The sequence below is a fragment of the Georgenia alba genome (assembly GCF_042665525.1).
Classification (GTDB): domain Bacteria; phylum Actinomycetota; class Actinomycetes; order Actinomycetales; family Actinomycetaceae; genus Allobogoriella; species Allobogoriella alba.
The window spans coordinates 1,895,137-1,911,020 of record NZ_JBHTCQ010000001.1 but is presented as its reverse complement, the minus strand read 5'-3'; the positions used below and the strand labels follow the sequence as shown (position 1 = coordinate 1,911,020).

The window sequence follows — 15,884 nt, the reverse complement described above, 5'->3', positions numbered from 1 at the left end:
CCGGCGGGCGCCCCGACGTGGCACCGGCCACACCGGTCCGCGACGGCGGATTGCCGACGCCAGGCGTGCGGCGTGTCTGGAACAATCGGCGACCATGGACGACACCCAGCTGATCGAGACCCGGACACCGAACGCCGAGACCCTCTCCTCGCCGTCGGTACCGGACAAGGTCAGCCTGGACGGCCTAGAGGACCGTTGGCAGGAGCGGTGGACGCAGGAGCGCACCTACGCGTTCGACCGCTCGGCATCCCGCGAGCAGGTCTACTCGATCGACACCCCGCCCCCCACGGTCTCCGGGTCGCTGCACGTCGGGCACGTCTTCTCCTACACCCACACCGACGTCGTCGCCCGATTCCAGCGCATGCGGGGGAAGCACGTCTTCTACCCGATGGGCTGGGACGACAACGGCCTGCCCACCGAGCGGCGCGTCCAGAACTACTTCGGTGTCCGCTGCGACCCGTCGCTGCCCTACGACCCCGACTTCACCCCGCCGCACGACGGCACCGAGGGAAAGTCCGTCAAGCCGGCCGACCAGGTCCCGGTCAGCCGGCGCAACTTCATCGAGCTGTGCGAGCGGCTGACCCGCGAGGACGAGCAGCAGTTCGAGGCGCTGTGGCGCCACCTGGGCCTGTCGGTGGACTGGACGCACCACTACCAGACGATCGGGCGGGACGCCCAGGCCGTTGCGCAGACGGCGTTCCTGCGGAACCTGGCCCGCGGCGAGGCCTACCAGGCCGCCGCGCCGGGCCTGTGGGACGTCACCTTCCAGACCGCCGTCGCGCAGGCCGAGCTCGAGGCGCGGGACTACCCGGGCCACTTCCACGAGGTCACGTTCCACAAGCCCGACGGCGGCACCGTGACGATCGAGACGACGCGCCCGGAGCTGCTGCCCGCCTGCGTCGCCCTCATCGCCCACCCCGACGACGAGCGGTACCAGCCGCTCTTCGGCACGACCGTCACCTCGCCGCTCTTCGGCGTCGAGCTCCCGGTCCTCGCGCACCCGGCCGCCGAGATGGACAAGGGCGCCGGCATCGCGATGTGCTGCACGTTCGGTGACCTCACGGACGTGGTGTGGTGGCGCGAGCTGGACCTGCCGACCCGTCCCGTCGTCGGCAAGGACGGCCGGCTGCTGCGCGAGGTCCCGGACTGGATCACCACGGACACCGGACGGCTCACGTACGCCGAGATGGCCGGCAAGACGACGTTCTCGGCGCGCGCCGCCGTCGTCGAGAGGCTCACCGAGTCCGGGGACCTGCTCGGCGAGCCGAAGCCCACCCAGCGCAAGGCGAACTTCTACGAGAAGGGCGACAAGCCGCTGGAGATCGTCACCTCGCGACAGTGGTACATCCGCAACGGCGGCCGCCCGCATGTCGAGGCCAACGGCAACGAGCTGCGGGAGAACCTCATCGCCCGCGGCCAGGAGCTCGACTTCCACCCGGACTTCATGCGGGTCCGCTACGAGAACTGGGTGAACGGCCTGAACAGCGACTGGCTGATCTCCCGGCAGCGGTTCTTCGGCGTCCCGATCCCGGTCTGGTACCGCATCCCGGAGGGCGGCGAGGAGCCCGACTACGGCGACGTCATCGTCCCGGACGAGGCCGCGCTGCCGGTCGACCCCAGCATCGACGTCCCCGCCGGCTACACCGAGGACCAGCGCGGCCGGCCCGGCGGCTTCGTGGGCGAGGCCGACATCATGGACACCTGGGCCACCTCGTCGCTCTCGCCGCAGATCGCCGGCGGCTGGCTGCGGGACCAGGACCTCTTCGAGCGCGTCTACCCGATGGACCTGCGTCCGCAGGCCCAGGACATCATCCGCACCTGGCTGTTCTCCACCGTGCTTCGCGCGCACCTCGAGTTCGGCGCCCTGCCCTGGAAGCACGCCGCGATCTCGGGCTGGATCCTCGACCCGGACCGCAAGAAGATGTCGAAGTCGAAGGGCAACGTCGTCACCCCGATGGCGCTGCTGGAGGAGCACGGCTCCGACGCTGTCCGGTACTGGGCAGCCTCGGCGCGCCTGGGGACTGACGCGGCCTTCGAGGTCGGCCAGATGAAGATCGGGCGCCGGCTCGCCATCAAGGTCCTCAACGCCTCGAAGTTCGCCCTCACCATGGGCGGCGACGCCGACCTGGTCCTCGACCCGGAGCTGGTCACCGCGCCCATCGACCGGGCGATGCTGGCCGGGCTCGCGGACGTCGTCGAGACCGCCACGGCGGCCCTCGAGCGGTACGACCACACCCGCGCCCTGGAGACCACCGAGACGTACTTCTGGACGTTCTGCGACGACTACCTCGAGCTCGTCAAGGACCGCGCCTACAACCGCGACGGGACGGTCCCCGAGGCCGACGCCGCCTCGGCGCGTGCCGCGCTGGCCATCGCCGTCGACACGTTCCTACGGCTCTTCGCCCCGTACCTGCCGTTCGCCACCGAGGAGGTCTGGAGCTGGTACCGCACCGGCTCGGTCCACCGCGCGGCGTGGCCGACGGCGGAGCCGCTGCGTCCGGCCGGCGGCGATCGCGACGGCGACGTCGAGCTGATCCACGCGACCGGTGCGGCGCTGGCCGCGCTCCGCAAGGTCAAGTCGGAGTCCAAGGTCTCCCAGCGGACCACGTTCGCGCGGGTCCGGCTCTCGCTGCCGTCCTCGTCCGTCGCGCAGGTGCAGCAGGCGTTGGGCGACCTGCGGGCCGCGGGCCGCATCCGCGGCGATCTGGAGATCGTGCCGGCCGGTGACGCGGAGCCCGCCGCGGTGGTGGACAGCGAGCTGGACGAGCCGCAGCCCCGGCGGTAGGGCCCGACCGGGCTGTACCTGGCGTCCGGCCCGGCAAGGGCACCACGGTGTCCCGAATGCACCACCGGATCCGGTGGTGCATTCGGGACACGGTGGTGTCTTGAGCCGCGGATGGGGCGCACCCGCCGGTCGGGCACGTGGTGTTGACTGTGTGACACATCACCCGCGTCCACAGATGGAGACCCCATGCCGACCGTCACGGCTCTGACCCGCACGACCCTTCTCGACGGCACCGGGGCCGACCCGGTCCCGGACGCGACGGTCCTCATCGAGGACGGCCGGATCGCCGCGGCCGGTCCGAGCGCCTCCGTCGAGGTGCCGGCCGACGCCGAGGTGCGGGACCTGAGCGGAACGTGGGTCATCCCGGGGCTGATGGACGCGAACATCCACCTGGTCTCGGCACGCACACCGGACACGCTGCTGGAGTTCGAGGGTCGCTACGACGAGCTCGCCCTCGAGGCCGCCGAGATCGCCCTGAAGTACGGCCTGACCACGGTCTTCGACACCTGGGGCCCGGCCGCACCGCTGCTCGCGGCCCGCGAGAAGATCGACTCCGGCGAGCGTGTGGGCGCCCGCTTCTTCTGCGCCGGCAACATCCTGGGCCTCGAGGGGCCGATGTCCGAGGACTTCTTCAAGACCGGGCTGACGTTCGAGCCGGAGACGAAGGACCGGATCAACGCGATCTGGGAGGTCGGCTGCGGCACGGACCTCATCTCGATGACCGTCGACCAGATCGGCGAGGCCGTCGGGCGCTACATCGACTCCACCGGCGTCGACTTCATCAAGTACGCCGCCTCCGACCACCGTGCAGAAGGGTTCCTGCTCTTCTCCGAGGCCGCCCAGCGCAGGATCGTCGAGGTGTGCCACGACAAGGGCCTCCTGGTCCAGGCGCACACCACCACCGTGGAGTCACTGCGGATGGAGGTGCAGGCGGGGGCGGACCTGCTCCAGCACCCGGACATCACCGGGCCCACGCCGATCCCCGAGGCGCTGCTCGAGGCGATCGTCGACCGGCAGCTGCCCTGCATGTCCCTGATGGTGACGGAGCGGTACCTCGAGTGGCTCGACGAGCACAAGCCGCAGCAGGCCGCGGTCCGCCGGGTCGCGGACCGGAACAACCGGGCCTTCGTCGAGCGCGGCGCCCGCGTCCTGAACACCACGGACGCCTTCGCCTACGGCCAGCGGGTCAAGAACCACGCAGGGTTCCGGCCCGGGCTCCTCACCGACGACGTCCCGGACATGCCCACCCAGATCGGCCGCGGGCACTTCCTGTGGATCCAGGCGGCGTGGGAGCGCGGCATGGACCCCATGGAGATCCTCCGCTCCTCCTCGGCCCACATCGCCGAGGCCTACGGGAAGGCCGACCGGTACGGGACCGTCACGCCCGGCAAGGCCGCAGACCTCGTGGTCCTCGGTGCGGACCCGCTGGCCGCGCCGGAGAGCTACCGCTCGATCGTCGCCGTGCTCAAGGACGGTGTCACGATCGACCGGGACGCCCTGGCGCAGAACCTGCTGCTGGCCGACGACCCGGGCGCCTGACGGCCCGGACGCCTGACGGTCCCGCGCCGCGCCCGGGCGCACGGACGCTCACGGGTGGGCCAGGAGGCCACGCCCGTGTGCCGCGATCCGTCATGATGTGAACGATGTCGCCGTCCCAGCCCGCGCCGAAGGCGCCGCCGCACAAGCCCATGCCGGTCTACGACCACCCGCCGGCGAAGGTGCACGCGGACACGGTTCGCCCGCGCTACCTCTCGACGATGCTCGACGTCGGCTTCTTCGTCTTCGGCTCGCTCGCCTCGGTGTGGCTCACGTGGCTGCTGGCGGCGGACGGGTTCAGCCTGAGCCGTCTGTGGTACTGGATCCCGTTCTGGGTCGTGCTCACCTACATCGCTCTCCCCCGCGTCCACCGGATCCTCACCTGGATCTACGTGCCGGACTACTTCATCGGCCGGGCGCGCACGTCCGACGGCCTGCTCGGCGACCCGGTGAACCTCGGGTTCCGGGGCACCGAGGAGGACATCCACCAGGTCATGCGGGACTCGGGCTGGTCGCTGGCAGAGGAGATCACACCGCGGAGCGCCTGGCGCATGGTCGTGTCCTCCCTGCTGAGGCGGTCCTACCCGACCGCACCGGTGAGCCCGCTGCACCTGTTCGGGCGCCGCCACGACTTCGCCTACCAGCAGGAGGTGGACGGCAACCCCCACCAGCGGCACCACGTGCGCTTCTGGCGTACGCCGGAGGGATGGTTGCTCCCGGGCGGTCACCAGGCCGACTGGCTGGCCGCCGGCACCTACGACCGGTCGGTCGGCCTGTCGCTCTTCACTCTGCAGGTGACCCACCGCATCGACGCGGACATCGACATCGAGCGCAACTACATCGTCTCCACGATCGAGCACCACCACCCCGAGGTGCCGGTCGAGGTCATCGAGAAGTTCTCCACCGGCTATCACCACCGCAACGGCGGCGGGGACCAGATCAAGACCGACGGTGACCTGCCCATCGTCGACGTCTCGGCCGCCGTGCAGAACGATCCGCAGCCCCATCTGAGCGACGGGCCGCCACGTCGACCCAGCTCGCTGATCCTCGGCTGCGCCCTCATCCTGCTGATGAGCATCGGGCCGGCGGTCGTGGGCATCGTGGCCAGCCTGGACGCCGAGCCGGTGGTCGAGGCCGAGCAGGGCCCCGCGCTCGTGACCGCCATGTCCCGGCCTGCGGTCCTCATCGCGCTCATCGTGGTCACGGTCCTGACGCTGACGGCGCTGGCGCTGGCGACGGCGCTCGGGGTGGTGTGGACACGGACGGTGATGCTGTTCGTGCTCACGGCCCTCATCCTCGTCATGGGCGTGAGCGGCATCCGGGAGGAACCGGCGCTGCTCGGGCTGTGGTCGCTCGCGATCCTCGCTCTGCTGGCGCTGTCCTCGACCTCGGTGCGCACCTACGTCGAGGCGAAGCGCGCGCTTCGGCGCGAGGCACGGGGCCAGACCCCGTCGGGCAGCTAGCGCGAGGCGGCCGTCCCCGGGCGCCGCGCCGCGATGTCCTCGTGGTGCCGGATGACCTCCTCGACGATGAACCCGAGGAACTTCTCGGCGAACACCGGGTCCAGGCCGGCCTCCTGCGCGAGGGTCCGCAGCCTCGCCACCTGTCGCTGCTCGCGCTCCGGGTCCGACGGCGGAAGCCCGAGGTCGGCCTTGAGGTGGCCGACCTGCTGGGTGCATCGGAACCGCTCGGCGAGCATGTGCACAAGCGCGGCGTCGATGTTGTCGATGGTCTGCCGTGCGGCGCGGAGCTGGTCGGGCACGTCGACCGGCTCGTCGCTGCGGTGGGCGCCGGGACTGCTCATGGTCCCCGATCCTACGGGCGCCTCGGGCGCCGAAGCGCTCGAGGACCACTTCGAGAGCTCGGCCGGCGGCGCGACCCGGGCGGGCACAGGCTGCGGAAGCTGCCACGAGACGATCCGGGAGCGGCTGGCCGCGTGGGCGGCCTCGATCGACACGACCGAGGCGCTCCGTCCTGACGGTGTGGCGTGACCGGTTAGCGTGACGTCATGCGCATCCTCCTCATCGGCGGCACCGGCAACATCAGCTCCTACGTCACGGCACTCGCCGTCGAACGTGGCCATGAGGTGACGGTGCTCAATCGGGGCCGTAGCACCCTGCCCGACGGCGTCCGTGGGCTCGTCGGCGACGCCGGGGACGCGGCATCGATCGAGGCCGCGATCGGCGACGAGACGTTCGACGCCGTCGCCAACTTCCGCAGCTTCTCCCCGAGGCAGGCGGCCGACGACGTCCGGATCTTCGCCGGGCGCACCGCCCAGTACCTCTACGTCTCCAGCGCGTCCGCGTACCAGAAGCCGATCGCGCAGCTCCCGATCGTCGAGTCGACCCCGCTGCGCAACCCGTTCTGGCAGTACTCGCGCGACAAGATCGCCAGTGAGGACCTGCTCGTCGCCGCGTACCGCGACTCGGGCTTCCCGGTCACGATCGTGCGGCCGAGCCACACCTACGGACCGTCGCTGATCCCGCTCGAGGGAGGTTGGACGACGCTCCAGCGCATTCTCGAAGGGCGGCCGATCGTCGTCCACGGCGACGGGACCAGCTGGTGGACGCTCACCCACTCGCGGGACTTCGCCGCGGCGTTCGTCGGGCTGCTCGGCAACCCGCACGCCCTCGGGCAGGCGGTGCACATCACCAGCGACGAGTCGCTCACCTGGGACCAGATCGCCCGGCTCCTCGGATCGGCGCTCGGCCGCGAGCCCGAGATCGTGCACGTGGCGTCGGACGTGATCGCCCGCGAGATCCCGCAGCTGGGCGACGGGCTCGTCGGGGACAAGGCGCACTCCGTGCTCTTCGACAACACCCGGATCAAGCAGCTCGTGCCTGGTTGGGTGGCGACCACACCGTTCGTCGACGGGGCCCGCGAGGTCGCCGCCTGGTACCTCGCGGAGCCGGCGCGCCGACGGGTGGACGGCGACCTCGACGAGGCGTTCGACCGGCTCATCGAGCGGTTCAGCTGAGACCCACCGCGTCGGCTCAGGGCCTCTGCCGGCGGGTGTCCGAGCTGAGCGCGAAGACCTGCTCGTCCGGCGTCGCCGGGTCGGACCAGCGCAGCAGCGCACCGACGCCGTCGACCATCCGGGCCGCGGCGTCGTCGACGACCGTGATGCCGGCGCCCTGGGCGAGCGCGGCCCGGCCGAGCGCCAGGTCGAGGCGTTCCTCGTGCGGCGCGCTCGCCCCCATCTCGACCACGTCGGCGTGGGAGCCCAGCTGCAGCGGGTGGTCGCCGGCCCACACACGCTCCCGGGCCAGGGAGGACGGCGGGCCGGTCACCGACTCGGTGACCACCAGCTCCTCCACCTGGCCGCGGCGCAGCACGTCCAGGACCCCGTCGCGTCCGGTCACCGCGTCGCCGTCCTGGCCGTGCCGCTCGCGGAAGGTGTCCAGGACCTGCTCGCGTCGCCGGAGACGGTACTGGGCGAGCGTCTCGGCGAGGTGCGTCGCGAACGCCGACTGCTTCGCGCCCGAGGAACGCGAGCCACCTTCGAGCGTCACCAGGATCTCCCGGCTCGCATGCCCCAGCTCGTCCGCGACGAGCGCCCGGGCGCGCACGTCCCCGGCGAGGACGAGCAGCTCCGGGCGGTGCTCGGCCACCAGCCGGTCGAGCTCGGCGGCGACCGCCTCGGCGTTGCGCTCCCAGGAGTCCTCGGCCCGGGCCTCGTAGCGGCGCTGGGACAGGCCCCCGGCGTGGGCCTTGCTCAGCTCGTCGTGCCCACCCTCGATGCTCGCTCCGCCGTCGGAGACGGCCGCCGTCGGGGAGATGTGGAAGGTCACGTCGGTCCCGGACCGGTCCACGGCGGCCAGCAGGTAGCGCACGTGCTCGTCGGCAGCGCGAGCCAGCACCAGGGCGTTGAGGCCGACGATCGCCTCGTCGCCGGGCGGCGGGTCACGCAGCACGCAGTCGAGCAGCACCGCCCCGCCGCCCGCGACGATCACCCGTCCGTGCTTGCCGGCGGCGTTGCTGATCGTGCGGACCTGCTCGTCGACGGCCTCGAGCGTCTCCGCGTCGATCCGGCCCTCCAGGCCGCGGCGGACGTCCTTCCACCGCGTCAGCACCGCCTGGACCCCGGACTCGGACTCGCGCGTCGCGTCCAGCACGACGGTGGTCACGGGGACGTCGGTGGGCAGATCCGCTGTGATCCGGTCCAGTCGCATCGGTCACCTCGCGTGGGGTTGCGGTCGGACTGCGTCGTCCGTCCACTGTGCACCGCACGAGGGCGCCGCGCCAGGCAGGGCACGGACAGGCTCCGAGGAGGTGTGGGACGCGAGGGGTCAGGCGGACTTCTCGCGAGGGGTGCGCCGCTTGGCCTTCGACCGCGGCACCAGGGTCGGGTTGACGTTCTCGAGCACGACCTCGCGGTTGACCACCACGCGGGCGACGTCGTCCCGGGAGGGCACCTCGAACATCACGTCGCGGAGCACCTCCTCCATGATCGCCCGCAGGCCGCGGGCACCCGTGCCGCGCAGCAGGGCCTGGTCGGCGATCGCCTCGAGCGCGTCGTCCGTGAACTCCAGCTCGACGCCGTCGATCTCGAACATGCGCTCGTACTGCTTGACGAAGGCGTTCTTGGGCTCGGTGAGGATCCGGACCAGCGCCTCCTGGTCGAGCTTGGGCACCGTCGCGACCACCGGCAGCCGGCCGACGAACTCCGGGATGAGGCCGAACTTGTGCAGGTCCTCGGGCCGGACCTCGGAGAACAGGTCCACCTCGTCGTCGGCGGAGCGCAGCGGCGCGCCGAAACCGATGCCGCGGCGGCCGACGCGCGCGGAGATGATCTCCTCGAGCCCGGCGAACGCCCCGGCGACGATGAACAGCACGTTCGTGGTGTCGATCTGCAGGAACTCCTGGTGCGGGTGCTTCCGCCCGCCCTGCGGCGGCACCGACGCCTGCGTGCCCTCGATGATCTTCAGCAGCGCCTGCTGCACACCCTCGCCGGAGACGTCCCGGGTGATCGACGGGTTCTCGCTCTTGCGGGCGATCTTGTCGATCTCGTCGATGTAGATGATGCCCTTCTCGGCCTTCTTGACGTCGAAGTCGGCGGCCTGGATGAGCTTGAGGAGGATGTTCTCGACATCCTCGCCCACGTAGCCGGCCTCGGTCAGCGCGGTCGCGTCCGCGATGGCGAAGGGCACGTTGAGCATCTTCGCCAGCGTCTGGGCGAGATAGGTCTTGCCGGTGCCGGTGGGGCCGATCAGCAGGATGTTCGACTTCGCGATCTCGACGGTCGACTCGTCACGCTCGCCCGACTCGGCGGCCTGGACCCGCTTGTAGTGGTTGTAGACCGCGACGGCCAGCGCACGCTTGGCCCGCTCCTGGCCGACGATGTAGTCCTCGAGGAACTCGAAGATCTCGCGTGGCTTGGGCAGGTCGACCAGACCGAGCTCGCTGGCCTCGGCCAGCTCCTCGTCGATGATCTCGTTGCACAGGTCGATGCACTCGTCGCAGATGTACACGCCGGGACCGGCGATGAGCTTCTTGACCTGCTTCTGGCTCTTGCCGCAGAACGAGCACTTGAGCAGGTCTGCTCCCTCACCACGTGCCACGCTCCACCACCGTCTCGTTCGCTAGGCGAGCCGCCGGACGTTCCGACGGCCAGTTCCCATTCCACACCACGAGGCGTGGTCCTGTCCTGCTTCTTGTTGACGGCGAGTCAGGCCTGGGTGAGGACCGGGGCCTTCCGCGACTCCAGAACCTGGTCCACAAGCCCGTACTCCTGCGCCTGCTCGGCGGTCAGCATCTTGTCACGCTCGATGTCCTCACGGACCTGCTCCACCGGCGTGTCGGAGTGCTTGGAGATGGTCTCCTCGAGCCAGGAGCGCATCCGCAGCATCTCGTCGGCGTAGATCTCGATGTCCGAGGCCTGCGCGTAGCCGCCACCCTCGATGGACGGCTGGTGGATCATGACGCGGGCGTTCGGCAGCGCGAGCCGCTTGCCCGGCGAGCCGGCCGCGAGCAGCACGGCCGCGGCGGACGCGGCCTGGCCGAGGCACACGGTCTGGATCTGCGGCTTGATGTACTGCATCGTGTCGTAGATCGCCGTCATGGCCGTGAAGGAGCCGCCGGGCGAGTTGATGTACATGGTGATCAGGCCGTCGGGGTCCTGGCTCTCCAGCACGAGGAGCTGGGCCATGATGTCGTCGGCCGAGGCGTCGTCCACCTGCACGCCGAGGAAGATGATGCGGTCCTCGAAGAGCTTGGTGTAGGGGTCCTGACGCTTGTAGCCGTAGGCCGTGCGCTCCTCGAACTGCGGCAGCACGTAGCGGGACGACGGCGAGGCGGGCGCCACGCCGCCCGGCAGCTGACCGGCCTGGGCGAGGAAGTTGGTGCTCATCGGTGCTCTCCTGGAATGGTCTCGGGCCGGCTGGGTCACTTGGTGTCGTTGTCGTCGCTCGTGGTCCCGGCGCCGCCGGGCACCGAGGCGGCGTGCTCGACCACGTGGTCGACGAAGCCGTACTCGAGCGCCTCGGGGGCGGTGAACCACCGGTCGCGGTCCGCGTCCCGGTTGATCTGCTCGACGGTCTTGCCGGTCTGCTCGGCCGTGAGCTCGGCGAGCACGCGCTTCATGTGCAGGATGAGCTCGGCGTTGATGCGGATGTCCGTCGCCGTGCCGCCGATCCCGCCGGAGGGCTGGTGCATCATGACCCGCGCGTGCGGCGTCGCGTAGCGCTTGCCCTTGGCCCCGGACGAGAGCAGGAACTGGCCCATCGAGGCCGCCATGCCCATCGCGACCGTCGCGACGTCGGGCTGGACGAACTGCATGGTGTCGTAGATCGCCATGCCCGCGGTGATGGAGCCGCCCGGGGAGTTGATGTACAGGAAGATGTCCTTGTCCGGGTCCTCCGCGGCCAGCAGCATCATCTGGGCGCAGATGGCGTTGGAGTTCTCGTCCCGCACCTCGGAGCCGAGCCAGATGATCCGCTCGCGCAGCAGCCGGTTGTAGATGCTCTCGTTCAGGTTCATGCCGGCGGTCTCGGTCCTCGCCTGCGGCATTTCGCTCACTGGTGCTCCTTACGTGGCCGGGCCCCGCGTCCTCGGCCGTCACGGCTGATGATGGTGCGTCCTGCCGACACTAACGCCGCGCGCGGCACGACCTTCCCCCGACCCTGCCCTTTTCGCTCACGGCGCACTGCCCCGGGCGGAGCGCGGCGCGGGACCGGCCCGAGTGACGCGCGTGGTCGGCCACCGCGCCCCTGCCCTCTCCCCGGCACGACCGATGCGGCACCGGTACCGACAGAGGTACCAGCAGAGCGGATCCGGGCCGTGGCGGGAGCCCGGACGCACGAGGGCCCGGAACCGTGACAGTTCCGGGCCCTCGGGTGTGCGGCGCCTACTTCTTCTCGGCGTCCGTCTCGTCCTCGTCGCTCTCGTCGGCCTCGTCGGCGCTGTCGGCAGACTCCGGCGAGTCAGGGCTGTCCGGGCTGTCCGGGCTGTCCGGGCTCTCCGGGCTGTCCGCCGACTCGCCCGAGTCGGCAGACCCGGCCTCGGCGGCCTCGGCACCGGCGCCCTCGGCCGCCTCCTGGTCCGCCTCGTCCGAGCCGATGTACTCGGTGAGGTCGAGCTCGTTGCCCGCGGCGTCGGTCACCGTCACCTGGCGCAGCGCGACGGCGAGCGCCTTGTTCCGGGCGATCTCCCCCATGAACGCCTGGATCTGCCCGGTCTGGGACGCCGCCTGGATGAACTGGTTGGGCTCCATGCCGTACTGCTGGGCCGACTGCACGAGGTACTCGAGCAGCTCGTTCTGGGTGACCTGGACCTCGAGCTTCTCGGAGAGCGTGTCGAGGAGGATCTGGTCGCGGACGAGGCCGGTGATCTCCTCGCGGATCTCCTCGCCGTGCGCGTCGTCCGCCTCCTTGCCCTCGGCCTCGAGGTGCCGCGCGATCTCCGCGTCGACGACGCCCGACGGAACCGAGATGTCCAGGTCCGTGCGGAACTTCTCCAGGAGCGCGTCGCGGGCCGCGACGGCCTGGTCGGCGCCCTTGTCCTTGGCGGCCTGGGCGCGCAGGTCGTCCTTCAGCTCCTCGATGGTGTCGAACTCGGACGCCATCTGCGCGAAGTCGTCGTCCGCCTCGGGCAGCTCGCGCTCCTTGACCGCGGTCGGGGTGACGGTGACCTCGGCCTCCTCGCCGGCGCGCTCGCCGCCGGCCAGCGGGGCGGTGAAGGTCGTGGTCTCCCCCGCGGAGAGCCCGGTGAGCGCCTCGTCGAGGCCGTCGAGCATCGTGCCCGCACCGACCTGGTAGGAGATCCCCGAGACCGAGTCGACCTCGTCCTCGCCGATGGTGGCCTTGAGGTCGATGACGACGAAGTCCCCGTCCCGCGCCGCGCGCTCGACGCCGGCGAGGGTGCCGAAGCGCTCGCGCAGCTCGTCGAGCTTGGCGTCCACGTCGGCGTCGGTGACCTCCGCGCCGTCGACGCTGAGCGACAGACCGGACAGGTCCGGCAGCTCGATCTCCGGCCGGACATCCACCTCGGCGGTGAACACCAGCTGGCCGCCGGCCGTGCCGGTGAGGTTCGGCAGCTCGGTCACGTTGATCTCGGGCTGCCCCATCGGCCGCAGCGACTCCTCGGTCACGGCCCGGCTGTACAGCCCGGGGACGGCGTCGTTCACCGCGTGCTCGATGATGGCGGCGCGCCCGACACGCTGCTCGAGCACGCGCGGCGGCACCTTCCCCTTGCGGAAGCCCGGGACGTTCACCTGCTCACCGATGTGCTGGTAGGCGTGGTCGAGGTTGGGCTTCAGCTCGTCGTACCCCACCTCCACGGTCAGCTTGACCCGGGTCGGCTCGAGGTTCTCGACGGCGCTCTTCACTGTGGTGCTCTCCATAGGTCAGGGGGGCGCAGCCGTGAAGCGGCGCGCACAGACCGATCAATCGTAGGCCACGGCGGCGCCCACGGGCACGCCGGTCCTGGCCGGAAGGGCCGCGATCTTCCTCACCCGCCGGTCGAGGACCGCTCGGCGATCCGGAACGCGGCCTCGACGCGGCGCGGAGCCCGCGCCCGGCCGGTGACCCTCGCCTCGAGCAGCTCGACCGCGCCCTGGGCGATCTCGTCCCGGTCGAAGTGGACGGAGGTGAGGGTCGGCCGGGAGTACTGCGCCTCCTCGATGTCGTCGAACCCGATCACGACGACGTCCTCCGGGACGCGGATGCCGCGCACCTGCAGCTCGTGCATGGCACCGATCGCCAGGGTGTCGTTGAGGCCGAACACGGCGTCGGGCAGCCCGTCGGGTGAGGAGTCCAGCAGCCTGCCGATGGCCTGTGCGCCGGCCGCCCGGCCCCACGGCCCGACCTCCCCGTACAGCGCACGGTCCAGCGGCAGGCCGGCATCCTGCAGGGCCTGCTCGTACCCCTGGACCCGCAGGGCGGCCGACCCGACCCGCTCCCCCGGGTGCACCCCGACCACGGCGATGCGGCGCCGGCCGAGGCCCAGCAGGTACGCGGTCGCGGCCCGCGCCGCCTCGACGTTCCGCATCGTCACGTGGTCGACCCGGTCGGAGAAGATCCGTTCGCCGAGCAGCACCAGCGGCGGGCTGTCCGGCAGCCGCTCCTCGTCCTCCGGGCCGAGCGCGAGCGGCGAGTAGATCAGCCCGTCGGTCATCGTGCGGCGGGACCCGTGCAGCGCGTCGAGCTCCCGCGCCCGGTCCGCGCCCGTCTGCTCGATGACGACGACGAGACCGCGCTCCTCGGCGGCGGCGATGACCGACTCGGCGAGCTCGGCGAAGTACGGCAGCGACAGCATCGGCAGGGCGAGCCCGATCATGCCGGTCCGGCCGCGGCGCAGGTTCCGCGCCGAGGCGTTGATCTGGTAGCCGAGCTCGTTGATCGCCGCCATGACCCGCTCGCGGGTCTCCCGGCGCACGTACGGGTAGTCGTTGACCACGTTGGAGACGGTCTTCACGGAGACGCCCGCGAGCCGGGCGACGTCCTGCATCGTGGTGGCCACGGGACCATGCTCCTCACCGGGGCCAGCGTTCGCCGGTGCGGGCCCCGTGCCCCCGGGCGGGGCCCGCGCTCAGGTCAGGATGCCAGGCGCACCACGGTCCAGGAGACGGGCGGCAGCTCGACGCTCAGGCCGCCGTCGGCCAGCGCGGCCGTCCCGTTGGGCCGCGGCAGCACGGACGTGGCGTCGTCGGCGCTGGCCTGCCAGGTGTGGTCCAGGTTCGAGAGCGTCAGCGCCTCCACGAGGCGTGCGGACCCGAGGGACCGCACGTCGACCTCCAGCCCGACCGGCTCGGTGGTCGAGCGGTTGACGACGAAGAGCGCCGCCTCGCCGGTCTCCGGCTCGCGCGTGGCGACGAGGTCGACGGCGGGGACGTCACCGAACCGGGCCGTGGAGACCGGGGGTGCGGTGACGGCGGGCTGCAGCACCTCGCCGGTCGCGTGGCGCGCGGTCAGCGAGAACGGGTGGAAGGTGGTCTGCCGCCAGGCGCGCCCGGCCGTGCCCGCGGAGCTCTCCGTCATGATCGGCGCGATGACGTTGACCAGCTGGGCGAGGCTCGCCGCGTGCACCCGGTCGGTGTGCCGCAGCAGGGAGATCAGGAGGTTGCCCACCACCACCGCGTCGGCCACGTTGTACCGGTCCTCCAGCAGCACCGGCGCCACCGGCCAGTCGTCACCGGTCGGCGGGCGGGACTCGGCGCGACGCTGGTACCAGACGTTCCACTCGTCGAAGGAGATGTGGACCCGCTTGGACTGCTTGCGGGCGGCCCGCACGTAGTCCGCCGTCGCGGCCACGGAGTCCACGAAGTAGTCCATGTCGACGGCGGAGGCCAGGAAGCTGGCCAGGTCGCCGTCGTCCTCGTAGTAGTAGGCGTGGGCGCTGATGTAGTCGACGTGCTCGTAGGCCTCCCGCAGCACGGTCGCCTCCCACTCGCCGAAGGTCGGCATGTGGGCGTTGGACGAGCCGCACGCGACGAGCTCCAGGTCGGGGTCGATCATGCGCATGGCCCGTGCGGTCTCGGCGGCGAGCCGCCCGTACTCGTGGGCGGTCTTGTGGCCGATCTGCCACGGCCCGTCCATCTCGTTGCCGAGGCACCACATCTTGATGCGGTACGGGTCCTCGGCGCCGTTCGCCCGGCGCATGTCCGCGAAGTGCGACCCGCCCGGCACGTTGCAGTACTCGAGCAGGTCGAGCGCCTCCTGGACCCCCCGGGTGCCGAGGTTGATGGCCATCATCGGCTCGACGCCCGCCTTCTTCGCCCACGCCATGAACTCGTCGACGCCGAAGGTGTTCGGGTCGGTCGAGTGCCAGGCGAGGTCGAGGCGGGCGGGACGCTGCCCCACCGGCCCGACACCGTCCTCCCACCGGTACCCGGAGACGAAGTTGCCACCGGGGTAGCGCACCGTGGAGGTGCCGAGCTCGCGGACGAGCTCGAGCACGTCGGTGCGGAACCCCGCCTCGTCCGCCGTCGGGTGCGTCGGTTCGTAGACACCCTGGTAGACGCACCGGCCCAGGTGCTCGACGAACGTGCCGAACGTGCGGGGCCGTACCGGGCCCACGACGAAGGCGCGGTCGAGGACGGCTGAGGCAGTGAGCATGGTTCTCCTTC

Annotated in this window: 13 protein-coding genes; 5 read left to right on the top strand and 8 right to left on the bottom strand. The window is 71.2% G+C overall.

Translation table 11 applies throughout. The features are described 5' to 3' along the window. The first annotated feature begins 94 nt into the window (after positions 1 to 94). The 3 genes from valS to ACFQQL_RS08810 all read left to right on the top strand — a co-directional run bounded on the left by valS (position 95) and on the right by ACFQQL_RS08810 (position 5,784). Positions 95 to 2,785, top strand: a complete 2,691-nt coding sequence (valS, locus tag ACFQQL_RS08820; protein WP_382393329.1) for a valine--tRNA ligase — start codon at positions 95 to 97, stop codon at positions 2,783 to 2,785. A 186-nt stretch (positions 2,786 to 2,971) separates the two neighbouring features. Continuing rightward, a complete protein-coding gene (locus ACFQQL_RS08815) occupies positions 2,972 to 4,324 on the top strand; it encodes an amidohydrolase family protein (RefSeq protein WP_382393327.1) in 1,353 nt (450 codons plus the stop codon). A gap of 104 nt (positions 4,325 to 4,428) precedes the next feature. Beyond that, positions 4,429 to 5,784: an LssY C-terminal domain-containing protein gene (locus tag ACFQQL_RS08810; RefSeq protein WP_382393325.1), complete on the top strand. Its 1,356-nt coding sequence runs from the start codon at positions 4,429 to 4,431 to the stop codon at positions 5,782 to 5,784. On the opposite strand, the gene ACFQQL_RS08805 is transcribed toward ACFQQL_RS08810, so the two are convergent. Further along, on the bottom strand, positions 5,781 to 6,125 hold the full coding sequence (locus ACFQQL_RS08805; RefSeq protein WP_382393323.1) for a chorismate mutase: 345 nt from the start codon (positions 6,123 to 6,125) through the stop codon (positions 5,781 to 5,783). The two genes, ACFQQL_RS08810 and ACFQQL_RS08805, sit on opposite strands and share 4 nt — an antisense overlap. On the opposite strand from ACFQQL_RS08805, the gene ACFQQL_RS08800 reads away from it, so the two are divergent. Both ACFQQL_RS08800 and ACFQQL_RS08795 read left to right on the top strand, forming a co-directional pair. Beyond that, a complete protein-coding gene (locus ACFQQL_RS08800) occupies positions 6,124 to 6,312 on the top strand; it encodes a hypothetical protein (protein WP_382393321.1) in 189 nt (62 codons plus the stop codon). The two genes, ACFQQL_RS08805 and ACFQQL_RS08800, sit on opposite strands and share 2 nt — an antisense overlap. Before the next feature lie 17 nt (positions 6,313 to 6,329). Further along, positions 6,330 to 7,298: an SDR family oxidoreductase gene (locus ACFQQL_RS08795; RefSeq protein WP_382393319.1), complete on the top strand. Its 969-nt coding sequence runs from the start codon at positions 6,330 to 6,332 to the stop codon at positions 7,296 to 7,298. 16 nt (positions 7,299 to 7,314) lie between these two features. Here ACFQQL_RS08795 and ACFQQL_RS08790 read toward each other — a convergent pair whose 3' ends face one another. From ACFQQL_RS08790 to arfA, 7 genes are all read right to left on the bottom strand, one after another. Continuing rightward, positions 7,315 to 8,493 (bottom strand): baeRF2 domain-containing protein, encoded by a 1,179-nt coding sequence (locus ACFQQL_RS08790; RefSeq protein WP_382393317.1) that lies wholly within the window; start codon positions 8,491 to 8,493, stop codon positions 7,315 to 7,317. Positions 8,494 to 8,610: 117 nt separating this feature from the next. Next, positions 8,611 to 9,882, bottom strand: coding sequence for an ATP-dependent Clp protease ATP-binding subunit ClpX (clpX, locus tag ACFQQL_RS08785; RefSeq protein ID WP_382393315.1), 1,272 nt, complete (start codon positions 9,880 to 9,882; stop codon positions 8,611 to 8,613). A gap of 107 nt (positions 9,883 to 9,989) precedes the next feature. Beyond that, a complete protein-coding gene (locus tag ACFQQL_RS08780; RefSeq protein WP_382393313.1) occupies positions 9,990 to 10,670 on the bottom strand; it encodes an ATP-dependent Clp protease proteolytic subunit in 681 nt (226 codons plus the stop codon). Positions 10,671 to 10,705: 35 nt separating this feature from the next. Next, complete coding sequence (locus tag ACFQQL_RS08775; RefSeq protein ID WP_382393814.1) at positions 10,706 to 11,329, bottom strand: ATP-dependent Clp protease proteolytic subunit; 624 nt, start codon at positions 11,327 to 11,329, stop codon at positions 10,706 to 10,708. Between the two features lie 337 nt (positions 11,330 to 11,666). Next, positions 11,667 to 13,145 carry a trigger factor gene (gene tig, locus ACFQQL_RS08770; RefSeq protein ID WP_382393311.1) on the bottom strand — a complete coding sequence of 493 codons (1,479 nt, stop codon included), beginning with the start codon at positions 13,143 to 13,145 and terminating at the stop codon, positions 11,667 to 11,669. 122 nt (positions 13,146 to 13,267) lie between these two features. After that, positions 13,268 to 14,278: a LacI family DNA-binding transcriptional regulator gene (locus ACFQQL_RS08765; protein WP_382393309.1), complete on the bottom strand. Its 1,011-nt coding sequence runs from the start codon at positions 14,276 to 14,278 to the stop codon at positions 13,268 to 13,270. Between the two features lie 74 nt (positions 14,279 to 14,352). Next, positions 14,353 to 15,873 (bottom strand): arabinosylfuranosidase ArfA, encoded by a 1,521-nt coding sequence (gene arfA, locus ACFQQL_RS08760; protein WP_382393307.1) that lies wholly within the window; start codon positions 15,871 to 15,873, stop codon positions 14,353 to 14,355. Between the last annotated feature and the right edge of the window lie 11 nt (positions 15,874 to 15,884).

Bases quoted from the DNA above. Each gene is read 5' to 3' on its own strand.
- valS (WP_382393329.1), top strand. From the start codon at position 95: ATGGACGACACCCAGCTGATCGAGACCCGGACACCGAACGCCGAGACC.
- ACFQQL_RS08805 (WP_382393323.1), bottom strand. From the start codon at position 6,125: ATGAGCAGTCCCGGCGCCCACCGCAGCGACGAGCCGGTCGACGTGCCC.
- ACFQQL_RS08810 (WP_382393325.1), top strand. From the start codon at position 4,429: ATGTCGCCGTCCCAGCCCGCGCCGAAGGCGCCGCCGCACAAGCCCATG.
- ACFQQL_RS08800 (WP_382393321.1), top strand. From the start codon at position 6,124: ATGGTCCCCGATCCTACGGGCGCCTCGGGCGCCGAAGCGCTCGAGGAC.
- ACFQQL_RS08795 (WP_382393319.1), top strand. From the start codon at position 6,330: ATGCGCATCCTCCTCATCGGCGGCACCGGCAACATCAGCTCCTACGTC.
- arfA (WP_382393307.1), bottom strand. From the start codon at position 15,873: ATGCTCACTGCCTCAGCCGTCCTCGACCGCGCCTTCGTCGTGGGCCCG.
- ACFQQL_RS08790 (WP_382393317.1), bottom strand. From the start codon at position 8,493: ATGCGACTGGACCGGATCACAGCGGATCTGCCCACCGACGTCCCCGTG.
- ACFQQL_RS08780 (WP_382393313.1), bottom strand. From the start codon at position 10,670: ATGAGCACCAACTTCCTCGCCCAGGCCGGTCAGCTGCCGGGCGGCGTG.
- ACFQQL_RS08775 (WP_382393814.1), bottom strand. From the start codon at position 11,329: ATGCCGCAGGCGAGGACCGAGACCGCCGGCATGAACCTGAACGAGAGC.
- ACFQQL_RS08815 (WP_382393327.1), top strand. From the start codon at position 2,972: ATGCCGACCGTCACGGCTCTGACCCGCACGACCCTTCTCGACGGCACC.